The sequence below is a fragment of the Achromobacter sp. 18P8.1.1 genome (genome assembly GCF_057799415.1).
Genome location: NZ_JBYOKH010000042.1, coordinates 14,089 through 33,827 on the forward strand (window position 1 = coordinate 14,089; position 19,739 = coordinate 33,827).

Genomic DNA, 19,739 nt, shown 5'->3' on the forward strand with positions numbered 1-19,739 from the left:
CTAGATGGACTTCAAGCTGACTCCGGAACAACAGGATTTCCAGACCGCCGTGCGCCGCTTCGCCGAACGCGAATTGCGCGACGGCGCCGTCGAACGTGCCCACTCCGACGACTATCCCTGGGATGTGGCCCGCAACATGGCCGGGCAGGGCTTGCTGGGCATCACCGTGGCGGAACAGGACGGCGGCGTCGGCGGTTCGCTGATGGACGCCGTCATCGCCATCGAAACCGTGGCATCCGTGTGCCCGCGCAGCGCCGACGTGGTGCAGGCGGGCAACTTCGGCGCTATCCGGGTGCTGGCCGAATACGGCAGCGCACTGCAAAAGCAGAAGTACCTGACCGCGCTGCTGGCCGGCGAAGGCCTGATTTCGGTCGGCATGACCGAACCCGATGCGGGCTCGGCCGTCACCGAACTGAAGACCAGCGCCACCCGTGCCGATGGCGGTTGGCGCATCAACGGCACCAAGATCTTCACCACCCACGGCCCGCACGCCAGCGTGATCCTGACCTATGTGCGCTTCGGCCCGGGAACGGGCGGCATCGGGTCCGTCCTGATCGACACCAAGGCCGAGGGCGTGAAACTGGGCAAGCGGTCCGCGTTCATGTCTGGCGAGGAATGGGTCGAGATCTTCTTCGACAATGTGTTCGTGGCCGACGACATGGTCGTCCTGGGCGAGGGCGGCTTCAAGAAACAGATCGCCGGCTTCAACGTGGAACGCATCGGCAACACGGCGCGGTCGCTGGCGCTGGGCCGCTATGCCTACGAAGAAGCGCGCAATTGGGCGATGCAGCGCAAGCAGTTCGGCCGCCTGTTGTGTGAATTTCAGGGGCTGCAATGGAAATTCGCCGATATGCGGATCAAGCTGGATGCCGCCCAATTGCTGCTGTACCGGGCGGCCATCGGTGCGGACACCGGGTTCCCGTCGGCTACCGACACGGCCATTGCCAAGGCCTACTGCAACCAGGTGGGCTTCGACGTCGCCAATGACGCCTTGCAGGTGCTGGGCGGATTGGGCTACAGCCGGGAGTCACTGGTCGAGTACTGCGTGCGCCGGTGCCGCGGATGGATGATCGCCGGGGGATCTATCGAGATCCTGAAGAACCGCATCGCCGAAGGCATCTTCGAACGCAGCTTTTCGCAGCGTCCTCCGCGCTGAAGGTCACTCGGCGTGGGCCGTCGCCAAGTCAAAGCCCCGGCCGTGGCGCACCATGCCGGCGTGGAAGTCCTTGCTGAGCGCGGCCAGGGTGACGGCGCCGAACCGCTCCATCAGCAAGGCTTCGGCATCTTCGAAGGCGCCGGTCAACGCCTTGTTCACAGCCGCTTCGACCAGGCAGCCGGGCGCATCGCTACGGTTGCCCATGGCGAAGATCTCGGGCGATCCCAAGGCTTCATAGATATCGCGCAGCGTCACGTGGTTGAAGTCGCACGAGATCGTCCAGCCGCCGCCATGGCCTTTTTCGGAACGCACCAGCCCCTGGTCGCGCAGCCCGGCCATGATGCGGCGGATGACAACGGGGTTGGTCTGCATGACGCGGCCCAGGTCTTCCGAGGTCATGGGGCCGGGCGCCTCGGCCATATGCAGCAGGACATGGAGCACGCCGGATAATTTGCTGTCTCTTCTCATGCAACGCATGCTATTGCATGAGAAGCGGCCCGGTCAAACGGCGCCGCCCCGTGCCCGGTCAACTGCGCTTGGCGGACCAGTTGCCCTTGCCGGCCGCCGTGCCGCTCATGGTCTTGCCGTTGACTTCACCGGTGTAGCGCACGCCGTTGGCGCTGAAGGAAATCGCGGTGCCGTTCAGCCGGGCGTCCGAAATGTCGGCCGATCCCAGTTTGCCCGACAGCATCTGGTAATGCTGCGTCAGCTGCAGCGTCTGGCCGTCCACGACCCATTTGCCCTCTACCTTGGCCGGCACGATCCAGAGCAGCGCGGTGCAATACGTCGAGCAATCCTGGGTGACGGTTTCAGCCGCGTCGGGTTCCCAATCGCCCATGCGGAACGTGTTGGACACCACGCGGGTGCCCGGCGGCAGTTGCAGCAGCGTGGGCCGCAGCTTCTCGTTGATGGTCGACAGCAGGAACATGGTGATCACGTCTGCCTTGGACAGGTCGGTCTGGAACAGGTCGGCCGCCACAAAGGTGGCGCGGTCCGCGACGCCGGCCCGTTGCGCGTTACGGCGCGACAACTCCACGAGGTCGGGGTTGTATTCAATGCCTTGGGCGGTCAGGCCGCGCTGCGCGGCGGTGATCACGGTGCGGCCGTCGCCGGATCCCAGATCCATCAGCCGGTCCTTCGGCGTGACTTTGGCCATGTCCAGCATCTTGTCTACCAGCGTCTGCGGCGTGGGCACCCAGATCACGTCCTTGCCGTCCTGGCCGACGTCCGGCACGTATTCCTCTTGGGTGCCTGCCGTGGCGGCAGGCTTTGCCGCAGGTTGGGCGGTGGCGATGGCCGCATAAGCCAGGGACAGCGCCATGGCGGTGGCCACTAAGATGGCCCGGCGCCTGGGCAAGCGCGAAAGGCGGCCGGCGACTAGGGGTTGAGTCGAGGGTTGCATGGTGGGCTCTCCTTGTAGGTCAACAACTGGGAACGAACCGCGGGCGTGGCAGCGCCCGCCAGGAAAAACATGCGTCAGCCCGACATCCCGGCAGGCTTGAGTAAACGCAGCATGGGGATGCCGGCCGCCAGGACGGCCAGACCGATCAAGGCGCCGGCGCCCGCATAGACCGCGCTGGAATAGACCAGGCCGGCGCAGGTCAGGCCCAGCAGCAGCGGGGGCAGGGGATAGAGCGGCACGCGGAACGGCCGCGGCCGCTCGGGATCCAACTGCCGCAGGCGCCACACCGACGCTGCCACCAGCAGCATGAAGATCCAGAACACGGGCGCGGTGTACGCCACCAGCGTCTGCACGCTGTTCTGGCTGAACGCGCCCAGGGCCACCAGCACCAGCGTGATCGCGCCTTGGGCCAGCAGCGCGGCGACCGGCGTTTCCTTGCGGGCGCTCCAGCCCGCCAGCGCGTGCAGGCGCGGCACGTCGCGGCCCAAGGCGTAATAGACGCGGGCACCGGTGATGATGGTGCCGTTGATGGTGCTGAGCGCGGTGGCGCAAATGGTCAGGCTGAGCAGCGCGGCGGCATAGGGGCCGGCCGCCAGCTGCATGACGTCGGCGCCCAGCGCGGGGGTGTCGCGCAGGCCTTGCAGGCCGAAGATCTCCAGCAGCGCAAGGTTCGTCAGCACGTAGGCGCCCGTCACGATGGCCGTGCCGATCAGCAGCACCCGGCTCATGTTGCGGCCAGGGTTACGCAGTTCGCCGCTGAGGTAAGCGGCTTCGTTCCATCCGCCGTAGGTCAGCAGCACGAACACCATGCCCATGCCCATCAGGCCGGCCGGGCTGCCGACAAGCGGGGTGGGTGTGGCGGCGGCGGCCGCGGTGTCGCCCGAGGCGGTCAGGCTGGCGACCAGGACTGCCGCCAGCGCCCCGAGGGTCAACACGGTGAACACCCATTGCAGCCGTTTGGAATAGCGCGTGCCCACGATATTGAGCGCGGTCAGGGCGGCGACCGAGATCGCGGCATGCGCCGCCGGGCCATAGGTACCCAGCGGCATCAGCCGCTGCGCATAATCGCCGTAGATATAGGCGACCACGGCGATCGCGCCGGTCTGGATCACCGTACAGCGGGCCCAGGCAAACATCAGGCCGACGCGCGGGCCCCATGCCCGGGTCAGGTACAGGTATTCGCCGCCCGCACCGGGATAGGCCGAGCCCAGTTCCGCATAGCACAGGGCGCCGACCAGCATCACCAGGCCGCCCGCGCACCACAGCGCGATATACATGGCTTCGGAACCCGCGTGTTGCGCGACCAGCGGCGGAAACCCGAAGATGCCGATGCCGATCACGACCCCGACCAATACGACGATGGCGTCCATCACCGATAACCCCGGTTGCGCCTCGTCAAGCATACGGGTCGGTATCGCGGCGGTGCGCGGACGGATCAGTGTCATGGGGGCTCTCGGAGGGGCGGCGGGAGACAGGTGCGGCGCGTGCCGGAGAAGGCGCCTGACGATAACCTGAACAATTAGCGACCGTTACGAAAGCAAGAAAGTTTCTTCGGGTTTTCCCCAAAAAGACGGTGCATTCGTGCAAAAGCGCCGAATAATATCGTCTATTTAACTTTAAAATAAACAGCTAATTTACTGATTTATATATATAAATATCCTAACTTAAAGTGAATTAGTTAAAGTGATCTATTAGGATGAACGCCGCGATTTTTTTATCGCTGACCGTCATGAACCGAGACAGCGTCCTTGGTCAGACCCCCTAATCGGGAATGCACGCGGCCCCCCGTGCCCATCACCAGCGCGAACAGGATTTCGCCCGCACGCGGCGCATCCTGAATGCCGATTTCGATGCTGTTGAAGTGGCTGCGCACGTACGACGCATGGATGTAATGCACCGGCACGATCAGGCGATAGCCGGCCACCGCAACGGCCTTCACGGCGGGCACCATCGCCTTGGGTTCGCCCAGCACCGTGCGCATCGCCCAGCCACCGGCTTCATGCCAGACGGCGCCATGCTCCATCTCGCCATCCAGGCCGACGATCGCGGCCTTGCTGTAGACCTCGATGTTGTCCTTGCCCAGCGTGTCCACCAGCTCGGTGGCCAGCAACGTGCCCAACGAGCGCAACTCGGCCATGAACGGCATCAGGTCCGGTTCGTAGCGCCCTGCGTAGGGGTTCTTGATGACGGCGCACGAGGCGGCCAGCTTCAGCGGCTGGGCGGGCGCGGGGCCGTTTTCGTGGAAAGTGGTTTCAACAATCAGGCAACGCTTGCGGATTTCAATCAACGACATGGAAGTCTCGTTACGTAGAGGGAATGAAGGGGGTCATTGCGGGGGAATGCCGGTTTCCTTGACGATCGCGGCCCATTTGTCGATCTCGGCCACGACGAAGGCGCCGAACTCGGCCGGGCTTTGCGTCTTCACGGTCAGCCCCTGGCGCGCGTAGGTTTCCTGCAGTTCCTTGTTGGCCAGGGCAATATCCAGGGAACGGGCCAAGCGGTCGGCCACGGGCTGGGGCAAGCCTGCCGGCCCCATCAGCCCGAACCAGACCGTCAGGTTGAAACCGGGGGCGCCGGATTCGTTCAAGGTGGGAATGTCGGGCGCCAGCGGGAAGCGGTCCGGCGTGCTGACGCCGTACGTCTTGACCTTGCCGGCGCGGGCTTGCTGCAAGCCGTTGGCCAGGTCCGTGAACGTCAGGTCGACGGTGCCGCCGATGACGTCGGTCAGCGCTTGGGGGCCGCCGCGGTACGGGACGGCGGTGACGGTGATGTCGCCCATGGCGGCGAGCTTGGCGCCGAATACCTGGGCACTGCCCGATCCGTAGGCGTAGGTGAGCTTGCCGGGATGTTGGCGGCCATAGGTGAACAGCTCGCCCACGTTGGCGCCTGCCGTCTTGGGCGAGCCCACCAGCAGATACGGCGTTTCCGCGACCGCGCCGATGGGCGCAAGGTCTTTCGCCGGGTTGTAGGGCAGGTCCTTGAACAGGCTGACGCCGCTGGCGGCGGTAGAGACGCCCACCACCACCAGCGTATAGCCGTCGGGTTTCGCCCGCGCCACGTCGTGGGTGCCGATGATGCCGTTGGCGCCGGGCTTGTTCTCCACGACCACGGGCTGGCCCAGGTCGGTGGCCATATGCTTGCCCAGGCTGCGCGCCACCACGTCGGTGATGCTGCCGGGCGGGAAGGGGACGACCATCCGGATCGGGTGGTCGGGAAAAGAAGGGGCCGCCAGCGCTGAGGCGGCGGCGGTCAGCCCCAGCGCCAGGGCGATGGAGGTGGCGGTTCTGTGCATGGTGTTGTCTCCCTTATGGCGGATGTGCCTTTGTTATAGGGGTGTTGCTGCGCGTTCAACCCGCGCCGTGCCGCGTTTCCAGATACCGGTAGATCTCCGTGTTGTCCGCGGCGGCGGGCAGGGCTTGCAACGCCTGCTGCCAGAGGCCGGTGCACAGCGACAGTTGCGGCGCCGGTACGCCCGACAGTTGTTGCAGGCTGTCCGCGGTGCGCAGGTCTTTGGCCATCAGCGCCAGGGCGAAACCGCCATTGAAGGTGCGCGGCACGATGAACTGGGCCAGCTTTGTTTCGGTGGCCACGTTGCGGCCGCTGGACGCGTTCAGCACTTGGGTGAAGATGGCGGGGTCCAGATCCATCCCCTGGGCGATCAGCATCGCTTCGCTGGCCGCCAGCAGGCCGGCCGCGTAGACATAGTTGTTCAGCGCCTTCATGGCGTGGGCCGAGCCCACCGCACCCGTATGGATCAGCGTGGCCCCCATGCGGGACAGGATCGGCCGCACGCGTTCCAGGTCGTCGGCCAGACCGCCCGCCATGATCGCCAGCGTGCCGTTGGCGGCTTTGGCTACCGCGCCGGATACCGGGGCGTCGATCAGCGTGATGCCCGCTACCTGCAGCAGCGGCGCCAGCCGCAGGGTGTCGGCGGGATTGGACGAGCCCATGTCGATCAGGGTGGCCCCGCGCGGCAGCAGGGCCGCCAGGCCGGGCGAATCTTGCCCGCCCTCAATGACGGCGTTGGTGATCGCGCTATTGGGCAACATCGTGATGACCACCTCGCAGTCGGCAAGGTCGGTCAGGCCGGCGGCCGGCAGCAGCGTGCGTCCCCAGGCGGGATGCGCCTTCAGGCGATCAAACCGCTGCGGATCGCGGTCGTAGGCGTGGATGCGGAAGGTTTCCAAGCCCACCAGGTTCTCAAGCATCGGCAGGCCCATCATGCCCAGGCCGATGAATCCCAGTTTCAACGTCATGCAATCCCTTTATCGAAACGACCGGAACGGTGCCCGGCGACGACTCTGGATGCTACCGATGCGGCGGGATTTCCTCTTATGCTAAGTTGGCCGGGGGATATAACAATTGATTATCGGAACAGGGCAATGCGGTTCAAACTGAGGCAGATGGAGGTGTTTCGGGCGGTGATGCTGACCGGATCGATGAACGGGGCGGCCAAGCTGCTGTTCGTGTCGCAGCCGGCGGTCAGCCGGCTGATTGCGCATACCGAGCAAAGCCTGGGCCTGCAATTGTTCGCCCGAGACAAAGGCAAGCTCACGCCCACGCCCGAGGCGCACCGGCTGTTCGAGGAAGTGGGGCCGCTGTTTGAAGAGGCGCTGCGCATCGATGAATTCGCACGGGACCTGGCGGCGCGCCCGGAAGGGGCGCTGACCTTGTGCTCCAGCCCCAGCCTGGGGCTGAACTTCCTGCCGCCCGTCATGGCGCGATACCTGGAGCGCTATCCGAACGTTCGGCTGAAGTACCACACGACGCTGCTGGCGGACATGGGGCACGAGCTCTTGGGACGCAAGGCCGAGCTGGCCGTGTCGGTATTGCCCATCGACCACCCCAATCTGATCGTCGAACCGTTCGCCACCGGGCAAATGGTCTGCATCCTGCCCACGGGCCATCCGCTGGCAGCCCAAGCGGAGGTCGGACTGGCCGAACTGGCCGCGTATCGGCTGGTGCTATACAGCCGCAACATCCCGTTCGGCCAATTGGTGGCGGCGGCGTTTCAGCGGGCCGGCGTGGCCTGGACCGCGTCGGTTGACATCGTCCGAGCCGAGCTGGCTTGCGCGCTGGTGCGGGCGGGCGCCGGGGTGGCGATCGTGGACCAGTTCTCGGTCGGGCAAGACGGTTGGCCCGGGCTGGTCGTGCGGCCGCTGCGCGAATCGATTCCGCTGGCGTTGAGCCTGGTGCGGTCACGATTTGATGCGCCCAGCCGCCACGCGCAGCGTTTCGTGCGGGTGTTGAAGGAATACGCGGGAACCTAGGCTGGGTCGCGCGGCCGGGATTGCCTAGCTGGCCAGCTGCCGGCAGACTTCGGCTGCGTACTCCTGGCCGTTGCGCATCCGCAGGTAGTCCGCATAGCGCTGCCGGTACACCGAATTGAATGTGTCCAGCCGCTGACGTCCGCGGAACAGTTCTTCCATGCCGGCGCGTTTCCAGATCATCGTGTCCGCGCGGACCTCGGCACGGGTCTTCATGCCTTTTTCCTGCATGCTGCGGTAGCTCGCCAGACGTTCGGGTGATGCGTCGCAGGTGGCCAATACGGCAGCAGGCGCTGCGTGCGTCGCGGGCGCCAGGGGTTGGCCTTGAGCGGTTGCGCCGAAAGCGGCAAGCGCCAGCGCCAGAATCAGGGGGCGAGAGATCGTCGTCATGGCATTCACCGGTTGGGGTTGGCCAGGCCGCGCTCAAGCTCAAGCGCCTGTTGGTATTCGGGACCCGTGCGCATCCGCACGTACTCGGCATACCGCGTGCGGTAGTCCAGCCCGAACACATCGGGTTCCAATTCGCCACGATGCAGCTCGGCCAGGCCGGCCTGGGTCCAGAGCCGGAGGTCGGCGCGGACTTCTGCGCGGGTCTTGGATGACGGCTGGTAGACCTGGGCCGGGTAATCCTGTTCGCCGTAAGTGACGAGGCCTGCGGCTTTGGCCTGCTGCAGCTCGGCGACGACCTGTTCGCGGGTCTTCGGCTCGGCCTGCACGGCGGGGGCCGCGGCAGCGACAGACACGGCAAGGACCAGCAGCATCGAAAGGCGTTGAGTCGGACGGTTCATTGTTTCTCCATGGAACGAGTTGGGCGTACCAACAAGTCTATGGAGGGGCCCCCGACAGGAAGCGGACCGGCAGATTAGTTTTCTGTAATGTCGTGCGCGGCGTCGCCGGCCGGCGGCGTCGACACGCTGAAGCCGATGACGGTCGTCCGTCCTTCGGACCGCACGAAGCTGCTTCCGCCGTGCATGCGGGCGATGGCGGCCACGATGGCCAGGCCCAGCCCGTGATGGTCGCCGTCGAACCCCCGGGCCTCGTCCGTGCGGTAGAAGCGGTGGAACAGGCGCGGCAGATGCTCCGGCGGTATGGGTTCGCCGGCATTGCGCACGGCAATCTGCACTTCGCGCGCACCGCGTTGGGAGACGCTGATGTCGATCACGCTGCCCTGGTCGGCATAGCGGACTGCATTCGACACCATGTTCGACACGGCCCGCTGGAACAGCCGGCGGTCGATGGCAGCGGTGGCCCCACCCAGGACGCGAATCTGCAGCTCGGCCTCCAGGGCTTCCGCCTCGTGGTACTGACCGACTTCCTCGACCACGCCGGCCAGATCGCCCTCCCAGGTGGCGCGAGCCTGCGCGCCCCGGTCGGCTTGCGACAGGAACAGCATGTCGTTGACGATGCTGGACAGCCGGTGCAGTTCCTCCAGGTTGGACCCCAGGATCTCGCGCAGGGCGTCCTGAGACGGACGGGTCTTGAGCGCCAGTTCCGTTTCGCCGATCAGAGTAGCCAGCGGCGTGCGCATTTCGTGTGCCACGTCGGCATTGAAGCCTTCCATCTGGACGTAGGCGCGCTCAAGCCGTTGCAGCACCGCATTGAACTGGCGCACCAGCGGGCGGACTTCGTCGGCCTGGCCGCTTTCGTCCAGCCGTTCGCCGATGCGGTCGGGTGACAACTGGGCGGCTTGGGTGGCCAGGGCATCCAAGGGCGCCAGCCCCCGACGGACCAGCATCGTGGCGACCTTGGCGGCCACGATGGCGCCGACCAGCGCGCAGCCGAACAGGGTCCAGGCCAGGGCGCGGCGCAACCGGATGTCGGGCGTGATGTCCAGCACGAGTTCCGCGCTCATGGAATCGCCCGGGGTGCTGGGGTGGGGCAGCGAAAAGGTGATGCGGCGGTCGTGGTCGACGTCGTTGTCGCGGCTGATCGGGCTGCCGTAGGCGACTTTCTCGCCGTCGATCTCCAGTTCCAGCGAGAAGTCCGGACGTCCGTAGAAGAAGTCGTCAAGCTTGTGGCGCAATCGGGTCGAGTCGCCATTGCCGCGGTTCTCGTCGACCAGGTGGCGGATGACCTCGACCTTCTGCTGAAGCAGGGCGTCCTGGCGATAGCTCAGGTTGAGGTTGGTGGCGTAATAGACCGCGATGCACACCAGGCCCAGCGCAAGGAAAGTCTGGATGGCGAGCCAGCGCGACAGCCAGCGGCGCAGCGAACGGGGGCGGCGAACGGCGGGCATCAGTCTTCGCGGACCTCAAGCACATAACCCATGCCGCGCACGGTGTGCACCAGCTTTCTCTCGAACGGGTCGTCGATCTTGCCGCGCAGCCGTCGCACCGCGACTTCGACCACATTGGTGTTGCTGTTGAAATTGATGTCCCACACCTGTTCTGCCAGTTCCAGGCGCGACAGGACTTCGCCCTGTTTGCGCATCAACAGCGCCAACAAGGTGAATTCTTTGGCGGTCAGGTCCAGGCGCACGCCATCGCGGCTGGCGCGGCGGCGCAGCAGGTCCAGCTCCAGCCCGTCGACTCGCAACAGGTTCTGGCTGCGGGTCTCCGTATGCTGGTGCCCGCTGCGGCGGCCCAGCGCCAGGACGCGGGCTAGCAATTCAGACAGCGCAAAGGGTTTGACCAGGTAGTCGTCGGCGCCGTCGCGCAGCCCCTTGACCCGGTCTTCGATCTTGTCCCGCGCGGTCAGCATCAGGACAGGCGTGCGCGAGAAGGCCCGGATGTCGCGCAGCACGGAAAACCCGTCCATGCCGGGCAGCATCACATCCAGCAGAATCAGGTCATACAGGCCTTCGCGGGCCAGATGCAGGCCGTTGACGCCGTCGTGCGCCACATCGACCACGTAGTTGTGTTCGGTCAGTGCCCGCCGCAAATATTCGGCCAGCTTTTTCTCGTCTTCGATTACCAGGACTTTCATAGAGGCCAGGAAGAGGGGGGGCATGGGCGGCAGCGCCATGCCGCCATGGCCCGGTGGCCGGGGCCGGCGGGCGATCGGCGCGCATGGGGCGTCCGTGCCGATTTTACGGCGCATTCGGGTGGGAAGAGCGGGCGCGGCGGCCGGGTCAGCGGCCGCGCCGAAGGGGCGGCGTTTCAGGCCTGGCGGGAATCAGCCCGGCGTATAGATGTCCGCCAGGCGGGCGCGCTCGGCAGGCGTGACGGCTTCGACCTCGGCCAGCGCGTCGGCGCGGGTGCGCGAGGTGGCCTGCTTGGCCCAGGCGGGCTTGGGCAGGTTGCGATAGGTCAGGAACCATTGGCGCTTGTCGGCTTTCGCCTCGGCCAGCTCGGCCTCGACCTGATCACGGGATTTGCCGTTGGCCGCGTGTTCGGGGGCGATGGCGTAGCCGATCTCGGTGTCCGTCTGGTGCCAGACATTGTTGGCGCTGGCCAGGGCGGGCACGCTGATCAGGGCGGTCAAAGCGAGGGTGGCGGCGATACGGGTCTTCATCAGGAATCTCCTCGATGCGTGTGTCGGACTGGCGGCGGTTGCCTGGCCAGCGCCTACACGCTGTTTGTGAAACGGTGGAGACACTTTACGAATTCAAGTTCGTCAATTCGCAAACACCCTGATTACGAATTCGTAATGCCGCGAACCTTACAGAAATGTCATGTAGCGGTCGAGATTTTGACGAGGGCGCCTGGATACAGTGCCGGCAAACCCATCCTCTTGATCCCCGCCTGGCATCGCCGCAGGCCGTCTCCGTTGGTTGACCCATGCGTTTATCCGTCTTACCGCTTGCCGTCGCGGCCTTGGCCGCGGCGTTCGCCTTGCCTGCCCGCACCGAGGCACAGCCATTGACCCTGGAACGCGCCATGTCCGCCGCGTTCGACAACAACCCGGGCTTTGCCGCCGCACGCAACGAGGCCGCGGCCAGCGAGGGGCAACTGACGCAGGCCGGCGTGCTGCCCAACCCGTCGCTGGAGGTCAGCGTGGACGACACCCAGAAGGCCACGCGCACCACGACCACGATGCTGAGCGTGCCGATCGAAACCGGCGGCAAGCGCGGCGCGCGCATCAAGGCGGCCGGCCTGTCGCGGGATATCGCGCAGCGCGACCTGTCGGCCGCGCGCGCCGGCCTGCGGTCCGCGGTGATTGCCGCATTCTTCGAAGCGGCCGTGGCGCAGGAGGCCGTGCGCGTCGCCCGCGGCAACATGGATATTGCCAATAGCGCATTGCGCCTGGCCGAGCGGCGCGTGGCGGCAGGCAAGGCGCCGCCGCTGGAAAGCAGCAAGGCCCAGGTGGAGCTGGCCAACGCGCGCATCGAGGCCCGCTCGGCAGACGCGGCGCTGGAAGCCGCCCGACGCAAGCTGGGCTTGCTATGGGGCAACGCCCAGCCCGACTTCGACAGCGTCGACGGCAAGTTGGACGCCTTGCCTCAGCGCGGTTCGCTCGACGAACTGAGCGCGGCCCTGGGCGATGCGCCGTTGATGCAAGGCGGCCGGCTGGCCGTGGACCTGGGCCGTGCGCAACTGGAAGTCGAAAAGAGCAAGCGCTATCCGGACATCACGTTGAGCGCGGGCGTGGCGCGTGACAACGAGGCCGGCCGCAACAAGGCCCAACTGGGCGTATCGATTCCGCTGCCGCTGTTCGACCGGAACCAGGGCAACGTCTATGCGGCCACGATGCAGGCCTACAAAGCGCAAGACACCTATCGCGAACTGGCGGCGCGCCTGACGGGCGACTTGCTGCAGGCCGTATCGCAGTTCGACCTGGCGGTGGGATCGGCCCGCGAGTACCGGGGCGCCGTGCTGCCGGGCGCGGCCCAGGCCTATGACGCCGCACGCAAAGGATTCGAGGCCGGCAAGTTCGGCTTCCTCGAGGTGCTGGACGCCCAGCGCACGCTGTCCCAGGGAAACATCGCCTACCTGACGGCGCTGGCTTCGGCCTACCAGGCCTCCGCGGAAATCGACCGCATTCTTGGACGTTGAAAAGAACCCTACCCATGGCAAAGCATCGAATTGAATCCGTCCGCGCGCGCAACGCGCTGGCTGTCGCCGTCTTGTCCGGCCTGCTGCTGGGCCCGGCGGGCGCCGCGTGGGCGGATGCGCCGGCCAAACCCGGCCCATCCGCGCAATCCGTCAAAGACGCGGACCACGGCCACGCCGAGGGAGAGGCCGACCACGACGAAACCGGAAAGGAAGAAGAGGGGAAGGTGACGCTATCGGCCGAACAGATCGCGGTGGCGGGGATCAAGGTGGCCGTTGCCGCGCCAGCCACGCTGGCCCGGTCCGCGGCGTTCCCGGGCGAAATCAAGTTCAACGCCGACCGCACCGCCCACGTCGTGCCGCGCATGGCGGGGGTGGTGGAAAGCGTGTCGGCCGACCTGGGCCAGCAGGTCAGGAAGGGCGATCTGCTGGCCACGATTTCCAGCGCGGGCTTGTCCGAACTCCGTAGCGAATGGCTGGCGGCCGTGAAGCGGCGCGACCTGGCGGCGCAGAACCATCAGCGCGAGCGCCGGCTCTGGCAAGAAAAGGTGTCGGCCGAGCAGGACTATCAACAGGCCCGTACCGCGCTGGAAGAAGCGCGCATCGCCGTCCAGAACGCCGAGCAGAAATTGCGCACGGCGGGCGCATCGCCCCAGTCCAAAGACCTGGGCATTCTGGAGATCCGTGCGCCGTTCGACGGCGTCATCGTGGAAAAACATATTGCGCTGGGCGAAGCGCTGGCCGACACCGCCAGCATCTTCACGCTATCGGACATGCGCACGGTGTGGGCGGAATTCGTGATCGCGCCCAAGGACCTGCAGGACGTGCGGGTGGGCGAACGGGCCCGTGTCGCCTCGGCGGCATTCACCGAAACCGCGGACGGCAAGGTGTCATACATCGGTTCGCTGCTGGGGCAGCAGACACGCACCGCGACCGCCCGCGTCACGCTGGACAACCCCGACATGGCCTGGCGTCCTGGCCTGTTCGTGTCGGTCAACGTCGTGGTCCAGACCTCTGACGCGGCAGTGGCCGTTGCCGCCGAGGCTGTGCAGACGATCGAAGACCGGCCGGCGGTGTTTGTCGAAGTGCCCGGCGGTTTCCAGGCGCAGCCCGTCACGCTGGGCAAGCAGTCGGACGATCAGGTTGAAGTGCTGGCGGGCCTGGAAGCCGGCACGCGGTATGTCACCCGCAACGCCTTCGTCCTGAAATCCGAGCTGGGCAAAGCCAGCGCCGACCACGCACACTGAGCCGGAGCCAAGCATGTTTGAACGCCTTATCCGTTTCGCCATCGAACAACGCTGGCTGGTGCTGTTCGTCACCCTGGGCATGGCCGCCATCGGCGTCTACAACTATTCCAAGCTGGCCATCGACGCCGTGCCCGACATCACGAACGTCCAGGTGCAGGTCAACGTGGGCGCGCCGGGCTATTCGCCGCTTGAGACCGAGCAGCGCATCACCTATCCGATCGAAACAGTCATGGCGGGCCTGCCCGGCCTGCAGCAGACCCGCTCGACGTCGCGCTACGGCTTGTCGCAAGTCACCGTCATTTTCAAGGACGGCACCGACATCTATTTCGCCCGGCAACTGGTCAACCAGCGGCTGCAGGAAGCCCGGGAAAGCCTGCCGGAAGGCGTGACGCCGACCATGGGCCCGATTTCGTCCGGACTGGGCGAGATCTATCTTTGGACGGTGGAAGCCGACCCGGGCGCGCGCAAGGAGGACGGCACGCCCTATACGCCGACCGACCTGCGTGAAATCCAGGACTGGGTCATCAAGCCGCAATTGCGCAATCTGGCCGGCGTGACCGAAATCAATTCCATCGGCGGCTACGCCAAGGAATACCAGGTGGCGCCCAGCACCGAGCGGCTGGCGTCCTACGGCCTGACGCTGGCGGACGTGATGACGGCGCTGGACCGCAACAACGCCAACGTGGGCGCGGGCTACATCGAGCGCAATGGCGAGCAATACCTGATCCGCGCGCCGGGTCAGGTCCGTTCGATCGACGACATCAAGGACATCGTCCTGACTTCCGTGCAGGGCCAGGCCATCCGGATCCGCGACATCGCGGACGTCGGGATTGGGCGCGAACTGCGCACGGGCGCGGCCACCGACAACGGCGAAGAAGTCGTGCTGGGCACGGTGTTCATGCTGATCGGAGAAAACAGCCGCAGCGTCTCGCAAGCCGTGTCTGCGCGGCTGGACACCATCAACAAGTCGCTGCCGCAGGGCGTGAAGGCGGTGACCGTCTACGACCGCACCAACCTGATCGACAAGGCCATCGCCACCGTCAAGAAGAACCTGCTGGAGGGCGCGGCGCTGGTCATCGTCATCCTGTTCGTCTTCCTGGGCAATATCCGGGCGGCGCTGATCACGGCCATGATCATCCCCTTGTCGATGCTGTTCACCTTCACCGGCATGGTCGCCTACAAGGTCAGCGCCAACCTGATGAGCCTGGGCGCGCTGGACTTCGGCATCATCGTGGACGGGGCGGTCGTGATCGTGGAGAACTGCGTGCGGCGCCTTGCCCACGCCCAGGAACACCACCGGCGGCCGCTGACGCGCGCCGAACGGTTCCACGAGGTGTTCGCGGCGGCGCGCGAGGCTCGCCGGCCCCTGTTGTTCGGCCAACTGATCATCATGGTGGTCTACCTGCCGATCTTTGCACTGAGCGGGGTGGAAGGGCGGATGTTCCACCCGATGGCGCTGACCGTGGTGCTGGCCTTGCTGGGCGCGATGATCCTGTCGGTAACCTTCGTGCCGGCGGCGGTGGCCCTGTTCATGGGCAACAAGGTGTCCGAAAAGGAAAACCGGCTGATGCTGTGGGCCAAGCGCCGGTACGAGCCGCTGCTGGAAGGGGCGTTGCGCCGCACGCCGCTGGTGCTGGCCGGCGCGACGCTGTTCGTGGTGCTGTGCGGCGTGCTGGCCTCGCGCCTGGGCAGCGAATTCATCCCGAACCTGAACGAAGGCGACATGGCGATCCAGGCGCTGCGCATTCCGGGCACCAGCCTGACGCAGTCGGTCGAGATGCAAAAGCAGATCGAAAAGCGCCTGAAGGACAAGTTCCCCGAGATCGAGCGCGTGTTCGCCCGCACCGGCACGGCGGAAATCGCTTCCGACGCCATGCCGCCCAGCATCTCTGACGGCTACATCATGCTCAAGCCCGTGGACCAATGGCCCACGCCGCGCAAGACGCACGCCGAGCTGCTGGCGGGCATCCAGGCCGAAGCCGCCCAGGTGCCCGGCAACAACTATGAGTTCTCGCAACCCATCCAGCTGCGCTTTAACGAACTGATTTCTGGCGTACGCAGCGACGTGGCGGTGAAGGTCTTCGGCGACGACAACGACGTGCTGAACAAGACGGCGGCGGAAATCGCGGCAGTCCTGCAGAAGGTGCCTGGGGCCTCCGAGGTCAAGGTCGAGCAGACCACGGGCCTGCCCATGCTGACCGTCAACATCGACCGGGCGCGCGCGGCCCGCTACGGACTCAGCCTGGGCGACGTGCAGGACACCATCGCCATCGCGGTCGGCGGACGCGAGGCGGGCACCTTCTTCCAGGGCGACCGGCGCTTTGACATCGTTGTGCGCCTGCCGGAATCCGTGCGCGAGAACCTGGAAGCACTGCGCAAGCTGCCGGTGGCCCTGCCCAAGGCAGAAGGGCAGGCACAAACCGCGTACATCCCGCTCAGCGAGGTGGCGTCGTTTGACCTGGCGCCGGGCCCCAACCAGATCTCGCGCGAAGACGGCAAGCGCCGCATCGTGGTCAGCGCCAACGTGCGCGGCCGGGATCTGGGCTCCTTCGTGGCGGACGCCTCCACGGCCATCGGCGAACAGGTGAAGGTGCCTTCGGGGTACTGGACATCGTGGGGCGGCACGTTCGAACAGCTGCAGTCGGCGGCCAAACGGCTGCAGATCGTGGTGCCGGCGGCGCTGCTGCTGGTGTTTGCGCTGCTGTTCGCCATGTTCGGCAACGTCAAAGACGGGCTGGTGGTCTTCACCGGCATTCCGTTCGCCTTGACGGGCGGCGTGATCGCGCTGTGGATGCGGGGCATTCCGCTGTCCATCACGGCGGCCGTCGGCTTCATCGCGCTGTGCGGCGTGGCCGTGCTGAACGGGCTGGTGATGCTGTCCTTCATCAGTTCGCTGCGCGACGAAGGCAAGAGCATCGATCAGGCCGTGCGCATCGGCGCGTTGACCCGGCTGCGTCCGGTGCTGATGACCGCGCTGGTCGCCTCGCTGGGCTTCGTGCCCATGGCGATCGCGACGGGGACGGGGGCCGAGGTCCAGCGGCCGCTGGCGACCGTCGTGATCGGCGGCATCATTTCGTCCACCATTCTTACGCTGCTGGTGTTGCCTGCGCTTTACCGCCTGGTGCACCGGCGGGACCCCGAGGAAGAGGAGCTCGCCCATGCGAAAACTTGATCCCGCGGCGCGCTTGCCGTCGCTATCGGTCGTCATTCCCTTTCTGAACGAACGCGAGGTGTTGCCCCTGTGCCTGGCGCGCGTGCGCCGGGTGCTGGACGGCTTGGGCCTGCCGTACCAAATCGTCTTTGTCGACGACGGCAGCCGCGATGGCAGCGCTGACTATCTGCTGGGCATGCTGGCGACCGAACCGTCATTGAAACTGGTCCGGCTAAGCCGCAATTTCGGCAAGGAAGCGGCCATGACGGCCGGCATCGTCCATGCCGAAGGCGACGCGGTGATCCTGCTGGACGCCGACCTCCAGGACCCGCCGGAACTGATTCCCGAAATGGTGCGGGCCTGGCAGGAAGGGGCGGACGTCGTCTGCATGCGCCGACGCAGCCGGGCAGGGGAGAGCTGGCTGAAACGCGCCTCTGCTTACGCGTTCTACCGCCTGCTGAACCGCCTTAGCCGGGCCGCCATCCCCGCCGACACGGGCGATTTCCGGCTGATGAGCCGGCGGGCAGTGCGGGCACTGTTGAAACTGCCCGAACGCTGCCGCTATATGAAAGGCCTGTACGCGTGGGTGGGCATGCCGACCCGCATCATCGACTACGACCGCGCCCCGCGCGCGGCCGGCACGACCAAATGGAATTACTTCGCCTTGTTCCGCCTGGCGATGGAAGGCATCACGTCGTTTTCAACGGCGCCCTTGCGCTGGGCGACCGGCGCGGGCGCGATCGCGGCGATCCTGGGCGGGCTGCTGGGCGTGGCCGTCATCTTCAAGACCTTGATGTATGGCGATGACGTCGCGGGTTATCCGTCGCTGATGGCGACGATCACGTTCATGAGCGGGGTGCAGCTGCTGACCATCGGGCTATTGGGCGAATACGTGGGTAAGACCTATCTGGAAGCCAAGCAACGGCCGGTGTACCTGGTGCGCGACGTGCGCAGCAGCCGCGCGACGCCGGTCACCGAGCTGCAGTCCAGTTCCCCGCTTGACGTGCGTCACCATGCGTTTGACCGCTAAAGCCGTTCTTGCCGGCCTGGGCGTCATCCTGGGCATCCGATTGGTGGCCATGGCGGTGATGCCCTTCGCAGATACGTCGGAACCCCGCTACGCCGAGATCGCCCGGATCATGGCGGCATCCGGAGACTGGATCACACCCTGGTTCGCGCCGGGCGAACCCTTCTGGGGCAAGCCGCCTTTGGCCTTCTGGGCCCAGGCCGCCTCCGGCGTCTGGTTCGGAATGAGCGAGATGAGCCTGCGCCTGCCGTCGTGGCTGGCGATGCTGGGCATGTTGGCTATCTTGCATGAACTGGGCCGGCGCCTGTTTTCGCTTGGAGCTGCCAGATGGGCAGTGCTGGTGTTCAGCACCATGCTGCTGCCGTTGGTCGCGGCGGGTGCGGTGCTGACCGACCCGTTCCTGGCGCTGGGCATCACGCTGGGCATGGCGTCGTTCCTCCTGGCACGCGAAGCCTCGTCATGGTTCTGGCGCTATGGACTGTTCATCGGGCTGGCCATCGGATTGCTGTCCAAAGGACCGTTGGCGCTTGTCTTGATGATGGGCGCGATCCTGCCGTGGCTGCTCTGGCACGGCAATGCGCGCCGCTATCTGCGCGCCTTGCCGTGGGTCAGCGGAACCGCCTTGACGCTAGCGTTGACGCTGCCGTGGTATCTGCTTGCGGAGTGGAAGACGCCTGGGTTCCTGGAATATTTCATCGTGGGCGAACACGTGTTGCGTTTCATTGACCCGGGCTGGACGGGCGACCGTTACGGCTCCGCGCACAGCCGGCCGTATGGCGCGATCTGGCTGGATTGGGTGTTGGCGACGCTGCCCTGGAGCCCGCTGGGCTTGTGGCTGCTGCTACGCGAGCGGCGCGGCGAGTTCGTAGCGCGGATTCGGATGTTCGGCCGTTCGCCCACGGCGTCCTATCTGTTCGCATGGGCAGTTGCCACGCCCGCGTTCTTCACCTTGTCGGGCAACATTCTCTGGACTTATGTGCTGCCCGCGCTGCCGCCGGTGGCGCTGGGCATTGGCGTGAGCCTTAGCCGGCTGAACTCGGTTCTGCCGCGCCGGGTCGCCCTGGGATGCCTGATGCTGGTGCCCACTGCGGCGGTGGTGTTGGGCACCTTGTCCGTCGTGCAGCCCAACCGCTTCAAGACGGAAAAACAGTTGATCGCCCGCGCGCAGGCCGAGATGCAGGCGGGGGAACGGCTTTATTTCGTCGACAGCCGGCCGTTTTCGGCCCGCTTCTATTCGCAAGGCAACGCCGGCATCGTGCCGCGGGAAAGCGTGCGCGACGTGTTGCCGCAGCAAGGCGGCCGAGTATTGCTGGCGGTCGAGAAGGGCGATCTGGCGGACATTCGCGACCGCATTCCGGGCGTGATTGCTCCGCTTTACAGCAGCCGACGGTACGTCCTGCTGAGCGTTTCCAACAGGGAAAAACGTTCACATAACAACGATTTGCGTTAACTTGGCAACCATTTTGGCGCCTATTTACTTGCAAATGGATCCTATTTATACTCCCGCCCGGAGTCGGCCCCCGATGGTCCGGCTTTCGCGTCATTGACTCTTGCTGCT

The 19,739-nt window shown here is 65.8% G+C and carries 18 protein-coding genes; 7 read left to right on the forward strand and 11 right to left on the reverse strand.

Annotated features, from left to right (window positions below; translation table 11 throughout):
• Positions 1-4 precede the first annotated feature (4 nt).
• The gene (locus AC27VE_RS22745; RefSeq protein ID WP_088587435.1) at positions 5-1,156 is read left to right on the forward strand and encodes an acyl-CoA dehydrogenase family protein; all 1,152 of its coding nucleotides are present in this window, start codon (positions 5-7) and stop codon (positions 1,154-1,156) included.
• Between the two features lie 3 nt (positions 1,157-1,159).
• Here AC27VE_RS22745 and AC27VE_RS22750 read toward each other — a convergent pair whose 3' ends face one another.
• The 6 genes from AC27VE_RS22750 to AC27VE_RS22775 all read right to left on the reverse strand — a co-directional run bounded on the left by AC27VE_RS22750 (position 1,160) and on the right by AC27VE_RS22775 (position 6,814).
• The gene (locus tag AC27VE_RS22750) at positions 1,160-1,624 is read right to left on the reverse strand and encodes an Rrf2 family transcriptional regulator (protein ID WP_035212164.1); all 465 of its coding nucleotides are present in this window, start codon (positions 1,622-1,624) and stop codon (positions 1,160-1,162) included.
• Positions 1,625-1,682: 58 nt separating this feature from the next.
• Positions 1,683-2,558, reverse strand: a complete 876-nt coding sequence (locus tag AC27VE_RS22755; RefSeq protein WP_488705042.1) for an SAM-dependent methyltransferase — start codon at positions 2,556-2,558, stop codon at positions 1,683-1,685.
• A 74-nt stretch (positions 2,559-2,632) separates the two neighbouring features.
• Positions 2,633-3,928 carry an APC family permease gene (locus AC27VE_RS22760; protein WP_488705065.1) on the reverse strand — a complete coding sequence of 432 codons (1,296 nt, stop codon included), beginning with the start codon at positions 3,926-3,928 and terminating at the stop codon, positions 2,633-2,635.
• A gap of 344 nt (positions 3,929-4,272) precedes the next feature.
• Complete coding sequence (locus tag AC27VE_RS22765; protein ID WP_488705043.1) at positions 4,273-4,851, reverse strand: amino acid synthesis family protein; 579 nt, start codon at positions 4,849-4,851, stop codon at positions 4,273-4,275.
• 33 nt (positions 4,852-4,884) lie between these two features.
• On the reverse strand, positions 4,885-5,850 hold the full coding sequence (locus AC27VE_RS22770) for a Bug family tripartite tricarboxylate transporter substrate binding protein (protein WP_088587437.1): 966 nt from the start codon (positions 5,848-5,850) through the stop codon (positions 4,885-4,887).
• Between the two features lie 55 nt (positions 5,851-5,905).
• A complete protein-coding gene (locus tag AC27VE_RS22775) occupies positions 5,906-6,814 on the reverse strand; it encodes an NAD(P)-dependent oxidoreductase (RefSeq protein ID WP_488705044.1) in 909 nt (302 codons plus the stop codon).
• Positions 6,815-6,940: 126 nt separating this feature from the next.
• Here AC27VE_RS22775 and AC27VE_RS22780 point away from each other — a divergent pair, with 126 nt between their 5' ends.
• Positions 6,941-7,828 carry a LysR family transcriptional regulator gene (locus tag AC27VE_RS22780; RefSeq protein ID WP_006222058.1) on the forward strand — a complete coding sequence of 296 codons (888 nt, stop codon included), beginning with the start codon at positions 6,941-6,943 and terminating at the stop codon, positions 7,826-7,828.
• Positions 7,829-7,852: 24 nt separating this feature from the next.
• Here the strand turns inward: AC27VE_RS22780 and AC27VE_RS22785 are convergent, their stop codons facing one another.
• From AC27VE_RS22785 to AC27VE_RS22805, 5 genes are all read right to left on the reverse strand, one after another.
• Positions 7,853-8,215 (reverse strand): hypothetical protein, encoded by a 363-nt coding sequence (locus AC27VE_RS22785; RefSeq protein ID WP_488705045.1) that lies wholly within the window; start codon positions 8,213-8,215, stop codon positions 7,853-7,855.
• 5 nt (positions 8,216-8,220) lie between these two features.
• Entirely contained in the window at positions 8,221-8,613 is a 393-nt protein-coding gene (locus AC27VE_RS22790) for a DUF4148 domain-containing protein (protein WP_427960954.1), read from the reverse strand.
• A gap of 74 nt (positions 8,614-8,687) precedes the next feature.
• Entirely contained in the window at positions 8,688-10,061 is a 1,374-nt protein-coding gene (locus AC27VE_RS22795) for a heavy metal sensor histidine kinase (protein ID WP_488705046.1), read from the reverse strand.
• Positions 10,061-10,750 (reverse strand): heavy metal response regulator transcription factor, encoded by a 690-nt coding sequence (locus AC27VE_RS22800; RefSeq protein ID WP_006222054.1) that lies wholly within the window; start codon positions 10,748-10,750, stop codon positions 10,061-10,063. Before AC27VE_RS22800 ends, AC27VE_RS22795 begins: the two co-directional genes overlap by 1 nt.
• Positions 10,751-10,939: 189 nt before the next feature.
• Positions 10,940-11,278 (reverse strand): DUF4148 domain-containing protein, encoded by a 339-nt coding sequence (locus AC27VE_RS22805; protein WP_006222053.1) that lies wholly within the window; start codon positions 11,276-11,278, stop codon positions 10,940-10,942.
• Positions 11,279-11,544: 266 nt separating this feature from the next.
• On the opposite strand from AC27VE_RS22805, the gene AC27VE_RS22810 reads away from it, so the two are divergent.
• The 5 genes from AC27VE_RS22810 to AC27VE_RS22830 are packed head-to-tail and all read left to right on the forward strand — an operon-like array spanning position 11,545 to position 19,631.
• Positions 11,545-12,759, forward strand: coding sequence for a TolC family protein (locus AC27VE_RS22810; protein ID WP_488705047.1), 1,215 nt, complete (start codon positions 11,545-11,547; stop codon positions 12,757-12,759).
• Between the two features lie 14 nt (positions 12,760-12,773).
• Positions 12,774-14,003 carry an efflux RND transporter periplasmic adaptor subunit gene (locus AC27VE_RS22815; protein ID WP_488705048.1) on the forward strand — a complete coding sequence of 410 codons (1,230 nt, stop codon included), beginning with the start codon at positions 12,774-12,776 and terminating at the stop codon, positions 14,001-14,003.
• A 13-nt stretch (positions 14,004-14,016) separates the two neighbouring features.
• Positions 14,017-17,175 (forward strand): CusA/CzcA family heavy metal efflux RND transporter, encoded by a 3,159-nt coding sequence (locus tag AC27VE_RS22820; protein ID WP_006222050.1) that lies wholly within the window; start codon positions 14,017-14,019, stop codon positions 17,173-17,175.
• On the forward strand, positions 17,162-18,184 hold the full coding sequence (locus AC27VE_RS22825; RefSeq protein WP_006222049.1) for a glycosyltransferase family 2 protein: 1,023 nt from the start codon (positions 17,162-17,164) through the stop codon (positions 18,182-18,184). The genes AC27VE_RS22820 and AC27VE_RS22825 overlap by 14 nt, the downstream gene beginning before the upstream one ends.
• On the forward strand, positions 18,168-19,631 hold the full coding sequence (locus AC27VE_RS22830) for an ArnT family glycosyltransferase (protein ID WP_488705049.1): 1,464 nt from the start codon (positions 18,168-18,170) through the stop codon (positions 19,629-19,631). Before AC27VE_RS22825 ends, AC27VE_RS22830 begins: the two co-directional genes overlap by 17 nt.
• Positions 19,632-19,739 lie beyond the last annotated feature (108 nt).

What these genes read in the sequence shown, in the direction of transcription:
- AC27VE_RS22780 (WP_006222058.1), top strand. Translation starts at nt 6,941, where the DNA reads ATGCGGTTCAAACTGAGGCAGATGGAGGTGTTTCGGGCGGTGATGCTG.
- AC27VE_RS22785 (WP_488705045.1), bottom strand. Translation starts at nt 8,215, where the DNA reads ATGACGACGATCTCTCGCCCCCTGATTCTGGCGCTGGCGCTTGCCGCT.
- AC27VE_RS22790 (WP_427960954.1), bottom strand. Translation starts at nt 8,613, where the DNA reads ATGAACCGTCCGACTCAACGCCTTTCGATGCTGCTGGTCCTTGCCGTG.
- AC27VE_RS22830 (WP_488705049.1), top strand. Translation starts at nt 18,168, where the DNA reads ATGCGTTTGACCGCTAAAGCCGTTCTTGCCGGCCTGGGCGTCATCCTG.
- AC27VE_RS22760 (WP_488705065.1), bottom strand. Translation starts at nt 3,928, where the DNA reads ATGGACGCCATCGTCGTATTGGTCGGGGTCGTGATCGGCATCGGCATC.
- AC27VE_RS22750 (WP_035212164.1), bottom strand. Translation starts at nt 1,624, where the DNA reads ATGAGAAGAGACAGCAAATTATCCGGCGTGCTCCATGTCCTGCTGCAT.
- AC27VE_RS22800 (WP_006222054.1), bottom strand. Translation starts at nt 10,750, where the DNA reads ATGAAAGTCCTGGTAATCGAAGACGAGAAAAAGCTGGCCGAATATTTG.
- AC27VE_RS22795 (WP_488705046.1), bottom strand. Translation starts at nt 10,061, where the DNA reads ATGCCCGCCGTTCGCCGCCCCCGTTCGCTGCGCCGCTGGCTGTCGCGC.
- AC27VE_RS22815 (WP_488705048.1), top strand. Translation starts at nt 12,774, where the DNA reads ATGGCAAAGCATCGAATTGAATCCGTCCGCGCGCGCAACGCGCTGGCT.
- AC27VE_RS22755 (WP_488705042.1), bottom strand. Translation starts at nt 2,558, where the DNA reads ATGCAACCCTCGACTCAACCCCTAGTCGCCGGCCGCCTTTCGCGCTTG.
- AC27VE_RS22825 (WP_006222049.1), top strand. Translation starts at nt 17,162, where the DNA reads ATGCGAAAACTTGATCCCGCGGCGCGCTTGCCGTCGCTATCGGTCGTC.
- AC27VE_RS22775 (WP_488705044.1), bottom strand. Translation starts at nt 6,814, where the DNA reads ATGACGTTGAAACTGGGATTCATCGGCCTGGGCATGATGGGCCTGCCG.
- AC27VE_RS22765 (WP_488705043.1), bottom strand. Translation starts at nt 4,851, where the DNA reads ATGTCGTTGATTGAAATCCGCAAGCGTTGCCTGATTGTTGAAACCACT.
- AC27VE_RS22805 (WP_006222053.1), bottom strand. Translation starts at nt 11,278, where the DNA reads ATGAAGACCCGTATCGCCGCCACCCTCGCTTTGACCGCCCTGATCAGC.
- AC27VE_RS22745 (WP_088587435.1), top strand. Translation starts at nt 5, where the DNA reads ATGGACTTCAAGCTGACTCCGGAACAACAGGATTTCCAGACCGCCGTG.
- AC27VE_RS22770 (WP_088587437.1), bottom strand. Translation starts at nt 5,850, where the DNA reads ATGCACAGAACCGCCACCTCCATCGCCCTGGCGCTGGGGCTGACCGCC.
- AC27VE_RS22820 (WP_006222050.1), top strand. Translation starts at nt 14,017, where the DNA reads ATGTTTGAACGCCTTATCCGTTTCGCCATCGAACAACGCTGGCTGGTG.
- AC27VE_RS22810 (WP_488705047.1), top strand. Translation starts at nt 11,545, where the DNA reads ATGCGTTTATCCGTCTTACCGCTTGCCGTCGCGGCCTTGGCCGCGGCG.